The organism is Desulfobulbus alkaliphilus, assembly GCF_016918545.1.
GTDB classification, from domain to species: Bacteria; Desulfobacterota; Desulfobulbia; order Desulfobulbales; family Desulfobulbaceae; genus Desulfobulbus; species Desulfobulbus alkaliphilus.
On sequence record NZ_JAFFQC010000019.1, the window covers coordinates 66,360 to 79,676 of the forward strand.

Sequence of the window (13,317 nt, forward strand, 5' to 3'; positions counted from 1 at the left end):
TTCAAGTCTTGCTAGGAATAATTCAGATAACCGGAAAATAATTTGTACTTGAGCGCATCTGATGGTAATAGTTGCAGACAACACTCAACGCTCCTCTTTCACCGGCAGGCTATCCGTGCTCGACAAGAATGATCTGACCGTCTCCTCCATGCAGGATGAAGTGCACCGGCTCAGCACTAACTGGCGGACTCTGCTCGATGCAATGCCGGAAATGGTTTTCCTGCTTCGGGACAACGGTGCCATCGAGTACATGAACCGCAGCGCGGCGAAGTGTTTCGGCTCCCCTTGTTCCGCGGCTGCGGTCACCTGCCTGCGCGAGATTGGCAAGGCCTGCAGCCAGGAACAGCTTCGCGAAACCGCGACCAGCGAAAAAACCGCGGTGGTTGAGGCGGTTATCGATACCACCCCGGTGGAATATTCCCTGGTTCCTTTTGCCGGCTATACCGGGGAGGGGCTCATCATGCTGGTGATGCGCGATATCACCCAGCGCAAGACCTTCGAGTGGGAGCTGCACCAGTTCAACACCAGCATCGAAACCATTCTCCAGCAGAAAATCAGTGAACTGCAAGCCAGCGAAGAGATGCGCATGCGTCTTTCCCGCCAGGTCAACAGTCTCAAGAATCAGCTCGGTCACCATCACAAGGCCGATAAGATGGTGGGCAGCAGCCGCAAAATGCGGGAATTGAGGGAAATGATTCATCAGGTTGCCAGCTCCGACGCCACGATCCTGATCACCGGTGAATCAGGAACAGGAAAGGAGCTTGTGGCCAACCTGATCAAGGCGACCAGTACCAGAGATGACAAGCCTTTTCTGAAAATCAACTGCAATGCCATTAACGACTCCATTCTCGAGGCCGATCTCTTTGGCTATGAAAAAGGGGCGTTCACCGGTGCCACAGCCCGGAAAATCGGCAAATTCGAGGTGGTCAACGGCGGGACCATCTTTCTCGATGAAATAGGAGACATCAGCCCACGGATGCAGGTTTCCCTGTTGCGAGTCCTTCAGAACGGCGAAATCATCCGGGTGGGCGGCACCGAGCCGGTCAAGGTCGATGTGCGGGTTATTGCGGCGACCAATGTCGAGTTGGCCAAAGCGGTCAAGGAAAACAAGTTTCGCCTTGACCTCTACTATCGGCTCAACATCATCAATATCGACATGCCGACCCTGCGGGAACGCAAAGAGGATATCGTCGAGCTGGTTTCCCATTTTGTCAACCGGTACCGCGATGCCTTTAAAAAAGAGATCGACTTTGTGCCCAAGTCGATCATCAATCGGCTGCTGGCGCATGACTGGCCCGGGAATGTTCGCGAGCTGGAAAATCTGATCCAGCGGGCGGTGCTCATGGCCAAAGGGAAGATGATCACCGACAATGACCTCATCTTTGACCAGGATCCCCGTGGCAAGCAGTCTCAACCTTTCGAGGGGTTCAGTTTCGAAGGCAGGCTGGGACAGGTGCCGCTCAAGGAGATGGTTTCTGAGTTCGAGGCTGCGGTTATCGACAGGATTCTGCATAAATGTCAAGGCAATGTCGCCACCGCGGCCAGGCAGCTCAATGTCGGCAAGACCGCTCTCTACGACAAGATGAAGCAGTACGGCATCTCCGCCAAGCACATCAAGCATGTCAAGAAAAAGCCGTGACGAGCGGGTTTGAGTCCCCGCAGGGTCACCTCGCTGATCCTTGGGTCAGGGAGCCGGCCATTTTTACAGGGGTATTGGTGGCGGGCAAGGCGGCAGAGGAACACCCGCGGCTGTTTCAGTACCCTCCCCCCATGGTGCCAAATTCGTCGGCATGGCGGCTTTCTCCCTCCGCGGTCACCAGGACCGCGGCCGTGCCGCTGATGGGGCAGCGGTTTTCGCAGATACCGCAACCGATACACAGCTCTTCGACCACATAGGGCTGTAACAGGTTGACCATTTCACCGCTGCTGTTGATGACCTCTGCCTCCCGGAATTTGATCGCCTTGTCCGGGGTCGGGCAGTGCTCCTCGCAAACGATACAGGGAATACCGGCGGCGTAGGGCAGGCAGCGGTTACGATCAAAATAGGCCCGGCCGATTACGGTGGTGTGTTTTTCCTCCATGGTCAGGCGACGGATGGCACCGGTGGGGCAGACCTGGCCGCAGAGCGTGCAGTTGTATTCGCAGTAGCCGATCCGGTTGAGGCATTTCGGGGTGAACAGGCCCTCCAGTCCGGCCTCGAGCCAGGCCGCATGGAGGACGTTGCCGATGCAGACCTTCATGCACTCGCCGCAGCGAACGCACAGGCCGAGAAAGGCTGTTTCCGCCAGAGCGCCAGGTGGGCGGATCAACAGAGGATCAGGTTGGCGGGCCAGGGGCCGGGTAGGCAGAACCAGCGGAGCCAGGGCGCCGGAAGCCAGCGAGGCCAGCACCGCCCGGCGTGACAGATCCATGGTGCCAGAGCCCGCACCCGGCCCGACCCAGCTATACTGGATCCGTGCGTTGGGGCAGTGGCTGAGACAGTCGAGACAGAGGATGCATTCGGCCTTGGAGATCGATCGTTCCTGGTCAATCGCCCCCATGCGGCAGATGGCATGGCAGTGTCCGCAGGTGCCGCAATCCCTTGAACCGCTGACAAGATGCACAGGCGCAAAGCGGGCGTTCAGGGCCAGCAGCGCCCCCAAGGGGCAGAGTTTCCGGCAGAAATAGCGGCTGTGCAGCGAGCTGAGACCGAGCACCGCCAGGAGGAGCAGCAGGGAAAACACTGACAGGGTGTAGACCTTGACGGTAAACGGCAGGATATGCTGCCTGAGCAGGCTGTAGAACGGTTCGGTCACGACATTGACCCAGCCGGGGGCCGATTGATAGGTCCAGGTGAACAGGGTGATGGCGGCATGATCCATGGCCGGGTGCACCGCAAAGGTGAGACCGCGCACCAGCAGGGAAAAGGGGTCGAGATATCCGGCCAGGGGCAGACCGAAGAAGGCGGCGGCCAGGATAAAAAAAAGCAGATAATATTTCCCGTGCCGCCAACCCGGCTGGGGATGACCGCCGGTGGGGCCGAACAAGGGCCGGACAGCGTCGATCAAGGTCCCCAGCGGACAGACCCAGCCGCAGAAAAAGCGGCCGAAGATCAAGGTCAGGAGCAGGATGAGCAGCGCCGGCAGCATGAGCATGACCACGGTTTTGGCCGCCAGCATGGCGGCAGCAGCAAGGAGTGGGTCGATACGGAAAAAGAGATTGACGGCCCAGGTCAGTTCATCGATACCGCTGTAATCGGTTTTGATGAAGAGAAAAAGGAAAAGGACCAGAAACAGGGCCTGGCTGATCCTTCTCCAGGTGGCTTTCGCAAGGAATCGAGCCGGACGGGACATCAGACCTCCAGCACCCGGATCCTGCCCAGATCCATTTCACCCAGACCCATGGCATGGGCCACCACGGTGGACTTCACCGCATCGGGGCGCAGATCGAACAGGGTGGTGGCATAGGCATCAGCTGCCACCGGGTCCGCCGAAGCGATCAGGGTATCCATTCGGCGGACGTCATTGAGGTTGCCTCCCTGAGGACCGTTGCGCAGGAGGATGCGGGTGGCGTCGATGACGGTGAGCTTGGGCTGGATAACCGTGGCCAGGTCCGCCAGTTTCTGGGCCAGGTCAAAATGGAGCCTGCCCCGGTTGCCGCCGATAACCCCCATGGTGTTTTTCAGTCCCAGGGTGAGGCGGGAAAGGCCGTGGTGCTTGGCCACCGGCACGTTGATATAACAGTCGCATTCCAGGGCGTCCCGGTACAGTTCCCAGCGGGTGAGACTCTGCCCTCTGGTGATGTCCACCGGGATAAATTTGCGCTGGTCCACATGTTCAATTACTGCCCTTCGGTCCCCGATGGCACGAACAGCTTGTTCGATGCCGCTGTTGGCATAGCAGCGGCGCGGCTCGTTGCAGGTGCGATCAAAGACCAGCACCCTTTGTGCCCCGGCCTCCAGGGCCAGGACCACCAGGGCCTGGACCACCAGCGGGTGGGTGTTGGCCGCCTGTTCCGGGCTGCGGTCCCAGGCGATGTTCGGCTTGACCACCACCTTGTCGCCCGGCTGCACGAAATGGGCCATGCCGCCGAGAGGTTCGAGCACTCGGGTGACCAGGGCTGGATAATCTTCACCCTTAGCGACGCTGAGCAGGGGAGATGCTTGTTCCGCGGCCAGGGCTTCAGGGCGAATGGCGAAACGAGGGGTGACCAGCGCGATACCGGCTGACCAGAGAACAATATCGCGAATGAATTGACGTCTGTCCATGGGGCCTCCTGAGGTTGTCGCTGTCAGGCCGAAAGCGGCGATACATGTGGGGGAGCTTAATAGTGCGAAATAGTAAGAATCATACCCGTTCGGCTGAGGTGGAGCAATGATTTCCCGTTTTTCTCAATATCTGCAACCGCTTGGGCGCGATACGACCGAGCCCGCCACCTGTCCCGGTCGAACAACAGGCAGCAAGGGTGGGCAAACGGCGGTATCGGTTACCCACGCGGTGGCAGGGTGTTTATCATGCATCCAGCCCGCGGGTTTGGGGTGAGGCACGAACGCCAACACCATTCACAAAAAAAAACATCTCAACACCTGCAACCGTTGATCAAGGTTCGCGTGCGGATGTCCGTAACCAAAGCGTTGTTTTCCGGCTGTTGTTGCTGGACCATTGCAAATGAGGGGGCGGGACATGAAAGGACAATCGGGTCATAGTTCGGAGCCAGCCAAAATCGAAGCCGAGCTGCATCGATACCGGAATCATTACGAATTTTCTCCGGTCGGTTTGGCTACCCTCGATCGGAGCGGCATGTTCCGGGAGGCAAATCCGGCCATGGCCGCTCTGCTGGGTCTTGATCTCGCCCGGTTATGCAACCTTCGCCTGGCCGGTCTGATCACCAAGGCCTCCCGGCCCGCTCTGGACTTGTTTTTCGACCGTGTTTTCTCAGCCGATGACAGAGCCACCGGCGAAGTACATGTGCCCGATGGTCATGGAGGCGGGCGACACCTGTACCTCGAAGGGGTAGCCTTTGCGGAGGGTTCAGGCCGCAACCTGTGCCGGGTGGCGGCCATGGATGTCACCGAATCCAGGCAGTCTTGCCTTGAGCTGGAACACTATCGCAGTCATCTGGAAGAATTGGTTCACGAGCATACTTCCCGGCTCGAGGTGGCCAACCGTCAACTCATGGAACAGACCGAGAATCTGGCCTCCGTCTATAAGGCCCTGGACAGTATCGGTCTAATCGTCTGCGATCTTGAACAGCAGACCGGACGCATCAATACCTTCAGCGCCGGTGCGGAAAAACTGTTCGGCTTCCGGCAGGAAGAAGCTCTCGGGCAATCCATAGAGCTGATCTATCCCACCGAGCAACGGTGCAACGTAGCCGATCTGGTCAGAGGACTTTGCGGTGGTCAGGCGTTTGAGTCCTTTGACCTAACCTTGTTCCGCAAATCCGGGGAATGTTTTCCCGCCGTGGTCTCAGTGCGCCCCTTTGCCCACCGTGATGGACGATTCACCAAGGCGGTGGGGGTGTTTCGCGATATTTCCGAGTTGATTCGCATCCAGGCCGAACTCAGGGCGGTCAATGACCAGTTGGAGCGGCGGGTCGAAGAACGGACCCTGGAACTGCAGGAAACCCAGAAACAGTACCTGCACGCGGAAAAACTGGCGGCCATCGGCAAACTGTCCGCTTCCATCGCCCATGAGTTCAACAATCCGCTCCAGGCTATTTTTTCCATTCTCAAGGGCTTGCAGAAACGGGCCATACTGGAGGAGGAAGACCGGCAGTTGCTGGAAGCGGCCATTGCCGAGGGTGACCGGATCAAGGAGCTGATCCGCAATCTGCAGGAATTCAACCGGCCCTCCTCGGGCCGGAAGGTGGTTATGGACGTGCACCAGGCCCTCAATTCCATCCTGCTTCTCCATAAAAGCGATTTCAGGGGGAAGCGGATTTCCGTAGTGCTTGACTATGCTGAACATCTGCCGCGGATCCTGGCAGTCCCTGACCAGATCAAACAGGTGTTTCTCAACCTCCTTACCAACGCCGCTGACGCCTGTCAGCAAGCCGGTGGTGTGATTACCATCCGCACCCGGCACGAGGGCGATCGGGTGGCTGTGGCCATTGAGGATACCGGGGTGGGCATCAGGGCCGAGGAGATGGAATTGATCTTTCAGCCTTTTTACACCACCAAGCCGGAGGTCAAGGGGACCGGTCTCGGCCTGTCGGTGAGCTACGGTATCGTCGCTCGTCACCAGGGAGAGATGCAGGTGGCCAGTCAGCCGAACCAGGGGGCAACTTTTACCGTTCTGCTGCCTGTCAAGGGAGCTGATGAAGTCGTGACACATGGATAAGCAGTTTTAACTTTGTCCAGGTTATGCAGTCAGTTGTTTAAAGGGATCACACTTGATCGTCCATTGAGAAAAATAATCGGTGCGTTTTTTCCACCAGGTACGGTACTATGCAACCCAGTGACGGAGGAGTGCCGGACAACGAATCGAACATCGGCCGGCAAGGGAGGACACGGTCATGACGGAAACATCACTGCTCTTTGTCGATGATGAAGAGGTCATTCGCAAAACCTTTGCCCGGGAACTGGGGCTGGAAGGGTTTGCTGTCACCCTTGCCGCTGATGGCGGTGAGGCCATCGAGCTGTTGACCCAGACCGCCTTTGACGTGGTGATTACCGACCTGATGATGCCGGGTGTCGACGGTTTCGGCGTGCTCAAGGCGGTGAAGAAAACAGCACCGCAGACCAGTGTCATTATCCTCACCGGCTACGGGGATATGCGGTCCGCCATCGATGCCCTGCGGCTGGGGGCGGATGATTTCACCCTCAAACCCTGTGAAATCGAAGAATTGCTGTTTCGTATCCGCCGTTGCCTGGAGAAACGCAGCCTGCTGCAGAAACTGGCAGCCCAGAACCGACAGCTCGAGGAAGAAATCACCCACCGCAAACAGGTGGAGGCGGAACTGGTTGAAAGCGAAAACCGTTTTCGTCTGGCCCTGGATGCTTCCTCCAACGGGGTCTGGGACCGGAACCTGCTGACCGGCGATGTCTATCTCGGCGAAAACTGGCACCGCAGCCTGGGGTATACGGAAGCAGACGAAATCAACGGGATCACCTCCTTTGAAGAGCTGCTCCACCCCGATGACCGCAATCGGGTGCTGACACTGCGCGAGGCCCATATTTGTGGCAAAAGCGCCGTCTATGAGGCTGAATACCGGATGCGCAACAAGGCCGGGGGGTGGCAATGGGTACTTTCCAGAGGGCGGGCCGTGGCCCGGGACAAGCAGGGCAGGGCGACCCGGATCATCGGCACCCACACCGATATCACCCGGCTCAAGGAGGTGGAGGCAGAGCTGGCAAGTGCCCGGGACGATCTGGAACAACGGGTCCGGGAGCGCACCGCCGAACTTCGCGAATCCAACATCGCCTTGACTGTGCTGTTGAAAAAACGGGAAGAAGACCGAGAAATCCTGGCTGAACAGGTGCTTGCCAGCGCATCCAGGCTGGTCGAACCCTACCTGGATCGTCTGGAGGAAAGTGGTCTCAGCGAGCAGCAGCAGGTCCTCCTTGATATTCTCCGGACCAATATCGCCGAATTGACCTCCCCCTTTGCCGATAAATTTTCCGGTAAACTCACCCGTTTGACCCCGACGGAAATTCAGGTTGCCAATCTGGTAAAACTCGGCAAGAGGACCAAGGAGATTGCCGGGATCATGCACCTCTCCCCCGGCACCATCAGTATTCATCGCAAGAATATTCGCAAGAAACTGGAATTGACCCACCAGAAAACCAATCTGCAGACCATGCTGTCCATCAACTCCTGATCACGGCACCGCCCGACGCCACCCGTTGTTCCCATCTGTTTAGTGTGCGTGGGTTCTCGCCAATTTCGCTCCTGCCCCCCCCCTCGTTGCTGGTGAAGAGATGATCTATTGGCAAGGGTGAATAGTTTTTCTCCCCGCTTTTTACCTGAATAATCCCCATTGCATTTACCGTTGCTGCAGAGCACAATAACGTCTGGGTAAGGCCTCGTAAGCAAAAAATAGCGGCCTGTTCCTGTATTGCGGAACCATGACAATGGTGTGCGGTTCGCGCCGCGAGGGGCGGCTGGTGGAAGGTATTATCAAGAATTATGCTGAAATTGTAATATAATTACAGTGAGATATATTTAAAAAGCAGCCCGGCCGTCACGGATACAACCCCGGGAAAAAAGGAGCACCTGATGTACGAAGCACTCTTGTACCAGCCCATTGCCGAGGGAGAGGTCCACTGCGGCCTTTGTCATCACCGCTGTCGCATTGCCCCGGGTCGACGGGGTGTGTGCGGCGTGCGTGAAAATCAGGCCGGTCGGCTGGTCAGCCTGGTGTATGGCAAACTGGTCGCGGAACATGTCGACCCCATCGAGAAAAAACCCTTCTATCATGTGCTGCCCGGCAGTCGTTCGTATTCAATTGCCACGGTGGGCTGCAATTTCCATTGCCTCCATTGTCAGAATTATCTGATTTCCCAATATCCTCACCTCCAGGGCGGCGATATTTCCGGCGTTGATCGCAGTCCGCAATGGGTGGTGGAAGAGGCCGTTCGCGGTGGATGCGCCAGCATCAGCTACACCTATGTCGAACCCACCATTTTTTATGAATTCGCCCATGCCTGCTTTACCCCAGCCCGGGAACAGGGGCTCAGAAACCTCTTTGTCAGCAACGGTTACATGACCCCGGAGGCAGTCCAGCACATGTCGCCGCTGCTCGACGGCATCAATATCGATCTCAAAGCCTTCAGCGATGAATTCTATCGCCGGGTCTGTAAGGCCCGTCTGGAACCGGTGCTGGACAATATTCGCCTTTTTCACGACCTCGGGGTCTGGGTGGAGGTCACCACCCTGGTCATCCCCGGGCATAACGACAGCGACGAGGAACTCGGGTCCATTGCCCGTTTTCTGGCGGCCCTTTCCCTTGATCTGCCCTGGCATGTCAGTGGATTCTATCCAACCTACCAGATGACCGATCGGCCGCCCACACCGGTCGCTACCCTGGAAAAAGCCCGGAAAATCGGTTGCGCAGAGGGGTTGCGCCATGTGTACATCGGCAACGCGGCGAGTGCCGGAGGCGCTGATACCCTCTGTCCCGGCTGCGGGGCGCTGCTGGTGCACCGTGCCGGATTCAGCGGTCGGGTCACGGCCATCACCGGGGAGGGTTGTTGTCATGCCTGTGGGCAGGCGGTTGCCGGCATCTGGCAGTGAACGTCGCTCGGATTGTTTTTGGGTTGGATAGATTTTCTATTCAATATATCTCACACCTTGTCCTATTGTTTTTCGCGCCGCATCTGTCATACTGCACTGCAATTGCCCCAGGGCAGCCTGGAAGATGTGGTATCGGAATGGCCGGCTCCTGGCATGCAGGTTGCCGATAATCACTGATCCTTTGCATGCCAGTCGGATCCTCTGCAGAGGCAGTGCTGATGCCCTGTTGTTGCGCAGCAGCACTGCACATGCCATGGAGGGAACATGTCCATACGACATAGAAAAATACTGCTTGTTGACGACGAACCGCTCATCCTTGAGAGTCTGTCCAGAGAATTGACCGAAGATAATCTTGAAGTGAACCGGGCCACCAACGGTGAAGAGGCGATTACAGCCATCGAGGCCACCTGTTTTGATCTTGTGGTCACGGATCTGGTCATGCCCGGTGTCGATGGCTTCCAGGTCCTCAAGGCGGCCAAACAGCGGGATGCCCGGACCATGGTCATTATCCTCACCGGGTACGGCAATATGGAGAGTGCTGTTGATGCCCTGCGTCTGGGGGCCGATGATTTTCTGCAGAAACCCTGCGAAATAGAAGAGCTGCGCTATCGCATGGCCAACTGCTTTGTCAAACAGGATCTGGAACGGAAGGTGGCTTTCTATGAAACCATCCTGCCTGTCTGTTCCTGGTGCCGGAAAATCCGTGATGATCGGCAGGAGGGGCACGGTCAGGGCCAATGGTACAGCCTGGAGGCGTACCTCAAGAGAGTGAAAGGAGTGGATGTCTCCCACGGTTGCTGTCCGGAATGTTTTGCCTTGACCATGAAAAATATTGCCCGAGACAAATCAAAGGGCGAAGAGACCTGAACAGGATAATCCCTGACAGGGCCTTGTCGTTTTAATGGATAAATTATATATCTTTTTGTTATATAATTAACCTCCATTGCTAATCAGGCTTCCATACCGTATTTTTTAACGCAGAGTAAACGTCTTCTCAACCGTGCATTCCCTGACGGACACAGATGAGAACGGACACCCACTTTTCTCTTACCCATGGCATTCACGCCATGCAACCAACACCAGTTGGTACCTACAACTATGAATTCTTTAAAGGAGGCGCGCCATGCAAGACATTCAACAGATTGTTGTCCCAGTAGATTTTCATCAGCACACCGACGACCTGGCTGATTTTGCAGTCGGGATTGCCGGCAAGCTGGGTGCAAAAATCACCTTTGTTCACGTGATCGAGGAGGTAGTCCATTACGCTTATTCCGAGTACAATCCCATCACCTTCTCCGATATCGAAAAGGAACTTCGGGAAATTGCCGATAAAAAAATGACTGCTTTCCTTGACAGGATCAAAGCTACCTGCCCTGACTGCTCCAGCGAAGTGCTGGCGGGCAACATAGCTGACAGCATCGTCGGCTATGCCTCTGATAAAAATGCGGGAATGATTGTCATGGCCACCCACGGCGCCCAGGGGATCGAAAAAGTGTTCCTTGGCAGCGTTGCCGAGCGGGTCATCAAACGGGCCCACTGCCCGACCCTGGTCTTCAACCCCTACAAAGGCGAGCGTGGCTACAAGATCGACGCACCGGTTCTGGAAAAAATCCTGCCGATGTAACCACCAGCACCATCAGCGTCATAGCAACCCCACCCCGGCACTGGTCCCACCCCAGCGCCGGGGTGTTTTTTCTTACCATCCACCTGAGCGGTGGGTAAACGGCACCATCGTCTGCCGACGCAGTCCCTACCGGTGGCATCCATTTCCTCCTAATAGGTTGACTTGAAAAATCAAGGGCGCTTCCCTAGTTTTTATGAAAAGTCGAGCATTTCCAAAATGTTGCAAGATAAGGGAGTTGTTTCTGATTTAACCTGATTTTAATGAGGATCGATGGCGGGATGTAACCTTCGTGCACCCCGCTGGTCAGATAACCCCTAATTTTTCATTCATGAAGAAATTGTGCCATATATGGCCCCCTGCCAAGGGCATTTTATGGCCGCGGGCACCACTACCAATAGATGGGAGCCAGACACTTCCTTGTCTTGACCGCCCCTTACCCGTGCGCTATATGTACAATTATTACAATCCGATGCTTCAATCTGACAGTCTACCCACTGAGAAACAGGAAATATCCCATGCAAATTCCAACGGCAACCAATAAAGTCAGCATGCATCCTGTTGCATTGGTACAAGAGAAAAGAGAGCAGATACTGCGCATTTCAGCTGCGCACGGAGCAAGGAATGTCCGGATTTTTGGTTCAGTTGCTCGTAATGAAGCAAGTGATGCAAGCGATATCGATTTTTTGGTGGAATTAGAACCGGGGAGTTCTTTGCTTGATCTTGGCGGATTGTTGGTTGAGCTTGAACAACTGCTTGCCCGAAGAGTGGATATTGTGACCGAGCAAGGATTGCATTGGTATTTACGCGATAAAATAATCAATGAAGCCCGTCCGCTATGAAGGAAGACAAACTCTATCGTATCCATATCGAGGTCAAGGGGCGGGTCGAGTCGGCGGACGGCGGTAGGAGCGGGCCGTGCCCGCGAAAAAGATGCTCCCCTTATTTTTATGAGAAAAAATAAAACATTTCCCAAAATTTATAAAACAGGGGAAGTGTCCCTGATTTTTACATACGCTTCCATGCATTAAGGCTATATGGGAAACTTGAGAAGTGAAATTTCAAATACACAGACAGCGGTCCATCGGCTTCGTCAGGAGCTACCGCGTCTGCGCAGGGAGTATTCTGTAGTCTCTCTTGGGCTGTTTGGCTCGTATGTCCGTGGCGAACAACACGAAGGAAGTGATCTTGATGTGTTGGTTGAGTTTTCAGATGTTCCTGGAATTTTGAAGTTTCTTGACCTGGAAAGGGATCTTTCAGCAATACTCGGAGTCCCCGTTGACCTGGTGCAAAAGGAGGCGCTTAAACCCGCCATAGGCAAGCGGATAATGAAAGAGGTTTTGACCATATGAAAGACCAGCGTTTCGCTCAGGATTATTTACGGGATATTCTTGAGGCTATGGACAAGGCCGAAGAATTCACCAACGGCTTGGATCTTCCTATGTTCTATGAGGATGATAAAACCTCTTTTGCCGTTATTCGTTGTGAGATCATTGGCGAGGATGCCAGGAAGATTTCGGTTGAACATAGACGGCGTTTTGCAGATGTTCCTTGGAAAAGTCTTGCCGGAATGCGGGATAAGTTGATTCACGACTATGCCGGAGTAAGTTTAGAAATCGTATGGCGTACAGTCAAGGAGGATATCCCGACTGTACGTCCTAAATTGAAAGTTGTTTTGGAAAAGTTGCAAGAAGAAGAGGGGTGAATAAAACTCACCATCCGCACACTCACGGATCCAGGTGAAGGGGGCAGACCGAGACAACGATTCTTCAGTAGGAGCGGGCCATGCCCGCGAACAGAGCCGTTCAGGTTGTCTCGTCGTTGAGTGAAGCCCTGAGAAAGTCCCGTAGGATGGGCAAACGGCTGTATCGTTTGCCCATGCTGTCACGTATAGGAAGGCATCCCAAATGTACCCTACCACGGTTGCAACCCATGAATTGACTTTGCAGGTTAACACTCACGGATCCAGGTGAAGGGGGCAGACCGAGACAACGATTCTTCAGTAGGAGCGGGCCATGCCTGCGAACAGAGTCGTTCAGGTTGTTTTGTCATTGAGTGGAGCCCTGAGAAAGTCGAGCAAGAAAGTGTATTGGCCCTGGCGGACCAAGGTGAAAATTCTGTTCATATCCACGTTCATGTAGTCATGGACAATGCGCTTGCGAAGACCAACGATGCCATGCCACTGGGCTAGTTATTTTGGGTCGATGAGTCCAATCCGGACCGAGGCTACAAAAGCGTCGTAAGCGGAAATCGGCACATCCTCGCCCCGTACTTGTGGAGCACGCTTAAAATTAGGGACACTTCCCCTATTTTGCAAACTTTGGGAGATGGTCCGTTTATTTCCATGAAAATAAGGGAAGTGTTTGAATGCATAAGTCCGGCAAAGAAAAGAAACCTCCATGTGAGTATAATGTTTTAGCAACAGTTGGGTCGAGAACCAGCTCGCCCAAAATATACCACAGGGAGGTTTCTATGAACGTA

General features: G+C 55.2%; 12 protein-coding genes. 9 read left to right on the forward strand and 3 right to left on the reverse strand.

The window, feature by feature from the left end; translation table 11 throughout:
• The first annotated feature begins 61 nt into the window (after positions 1–61).
• On the forward strand, positions 62–1,639 hold the full coding sequence (locus JWG43_RS11320; protein WP_205243040.1) for a sigma-54 interaction domain-containing protein: 1,578 nt from the start codon (positions 62–64) through the stop codon (positions 1,637–1,639).
• A gap of 115 nt (positions 1,640–1,754) precedes the next feature.
• Here the strand turns inward: JWG43_RS11320 and JWG43_RS11325 are convergent, their stop codons facing one another.
• Positions 1,755–3,332 carry a 4Fe-4S binding protein gene (locus JWG43_RS11325; protein WP_205243041.1) on the reverse strand — a complete coding sequence of 526 codons (1,578 nt, stop codon included), beginning with the start codon at positions 3,330–3,332 and terminating at the stop codon, positions 1,755–1,757.
• Entirely contained in the window at positions 3,332–4,246 is a 915-nt protein-coding gene (locus JWG43_RS11330; protein WP_205243042.1) for a DUF362 domain-containing protein, read from the reverse strand. Before JWG43_RS11330 ends, JWG43_RS11325 begins: the two co-directional genes overlap by 1 nt.
• 415 nt (positions 4,247–4,661) lie before the next feature.
• Here JWG43_RS11330 and JWG43_RS11335 point away from each other — a divergent pair, with 415 nt between their 5' ends.
• The 8 genes from JWG43_RS11335 to JWG43_RS11370 all read left to right on the forward strand — a co-directional run bounded on the left by JWG43_RS11335 (position 4,662) and on the right by JWG43_RS11370 (position 12,541).
• Complete coding sequence (locus JWG43_RS11335) at positions 4,662–6,320, forward strand: PAS domain-containing sensor histidine kinase (protein ID WP_205243043.1); 1,659 nt, start codon at positions 4,662–4,664, stop codon at positions 6,318–6,320.
• A gap of 175 nt (positions 6,321–6,495) precedes the next feature.
• Positions 6,496–7,800 (forward strand): response regulator, encoded by a 1,305-nt coding sequence (locus JWG43_RS11340; RefSeq protein WP_205243044.1) that lies wholly within the window; start codon positions 6,496–6,498, stop codon positions 7,798–7,800.
• A gap of 398 nt (positions 7,801–8,198) precedes the next feature.
• Positions 8,199–9,215: an AmmeMemoRadiSam system radical SAM enzyme gene (amrS, locus tag JWG43_RS11345; RefSeq protein WP_205243046.1), complete on the forward strand. Its 1,017-nt coding sequence runs from the start codon at positions 8,199–8,201 to the stop codon at positions 9,213–9,215.
• Positions 9,216–9,479: 264 nt separating this feature from the next.
• Positions 9,480–10,082 (forward strand): response regulator, encoded by a 603-nt coding sequence (locus JWG43_RS11350; protein ID WP_205243047.1) that lies wholly within the window; start codon positions 9,480–9,482, stop codon positions 10,080–10,082.
• 256 nt (positions 10,083–10,338) lie between these two features.
• Positions 10,339–10,839: a universal stress protein gene (locus JWG43_RS11355; protein WP_205243048.1), complete on the forward strand. Its 501-nt coding sequence runs from the start codon at positions 10,339–10,341 to the stop codon at positions 10,837–10,839.
• Between the two features lie 515 nt (positions 10,840–11,354).
• On the forward strand, positions 11,355–11,678 hold the full coding sequence (locus JWG43_RS11360; protein WP_205243049.1) for a nucleotidyltransferase family protein: 324 nt from the start codon (positions 11,355–11,357) through the stop codon (positions 11,676–11,678).
• A 195-nt stretch (positions 11,679–11,873) separates the two neighbouring features.
• A complete protein-coding gene (locus JWG43_RS11365; RefSeq protein WP_205243050.1) occupies positions 11,874–12,188 on the forward strand; it encodes a nucleotidyltransferase family protein in 315 nt (104 codons plus the stop codon).
• Positions 12,185–12,541, forward strand: a complete 357-nt coding sequence (locus JWG43_RS11370; RefSeq protein ID WP_205243051.1) for a HepT-like ribonuclease domain-containing protein — start codon at positions 12,185–12,187, stop codon at positions 12,539–12,541. The genes JWG43_RS11365 and JWG43_RS11370 overlap by 4 nt, the downstream gene beginning before the upstream one ends.
• Before the next feature lie 330 nt (positions 12,542–12,871).
• On the opposite strand, the gene JWG43_RS20250 is transcribed toward JWG43_RS11370, so the two are convergent.
• Positions 12,872–13,009: a HepT-like ribonuclease domain-containing protein gene (locus JWG43_RS20250; RefSeq protein ID WP_371925185.1), complete on the reverse strand. Its 138-nt coding sequence runs from the start codon at positions 13,007–13,009 to the stop codon at positions 12,872–12,874.
• Positions 13,010–13,317: the final 308 nt, after the last annotated feature.

What these genes read in the sequence shown, in the direction of transcription:
- JWG43_RS11320 (WP_205243040.1), top strand. Translation starts at nt 62, where the DNA reads ATGGTAATAGTTGCAGACAACACTCAACGCTCCTCTTTCACCGGCAGG.
- JWG43_RS11340 (WP_205243044.1), top strand. Translation starts at nt 6,496, where the DNA reads ATGACGGAAACATCACTGCTCTTTGTCGATGATGAAGAGGTCATTCGC.
- amrS (WP_205243046.1), top strand. Translation starts at nt 8,199, where the DNA reads ATGTACGAAGCACTCTTGTACCAGCCCATTGCCGAGGGAGAGGTCCAC.
- JWG43_RS11330 (WP_205243042.1), bottom strand. Translation starts at nt 4,246, where the DNA reads ATGGACAGACGTCAATTCATTCGCGATATTGTTCTCTGGTCAGCCGGT.
- JWG43_RS11350 (WP_205243047.1), top strand. Translation starts at nt 9,480, where the DNA reads ATGTCCATACGACATAGAAAAATACTGCTTGTTGACGACGAACCGCTC.
- JWG43_RS11370 (WP_205243051.1), top strand. Translation starts at nt 12,185, where the DNA reads ATGAAAGACCAGCGTTTCGCTCAGGATTATTTACGGGATATTCTTGAG.
- JWG43_RS11335 (WP_205243043.1), top strand. Translation starts at nt 4,662, where the DNA reads ATGAAAGGACAATCGGGTCATAGTTCGGAGCCAGCCAAAATCGAAGCC.
- JWG43_RS11355 (WP_205243048.1), top strand. Translation starts at nt 10,339, where the DNA reads ATGCAAGACATTCAACAGATTGTTGTCCCAGTAGATTTTCATCAGCAC.
- JWG43_RS11365 (WP_205243050.1), top strand. Translation starts at nt 11,874, where the DNA reads ATGGGAAACTTGAGAAGTGAAATTTCAAATACACAGACAGCGGTCCAT.
- JWG43_RS11360 (WP_205243049.1), top strand. Translation starts at nt 11,355, where the DNA reads ATGCAAATTCCAACGGCAACCAATAAAGTCAGCATGCATCCTGTTGCA.
- JWG43_RS11325 (WP_205243041.1), bottom strand. Translation starts at nt 3,332, where the DNA reads ATGTCCCGTCCGGCTCGATTCCTTGCGAAAGCCACCTGGAGAAGGATC.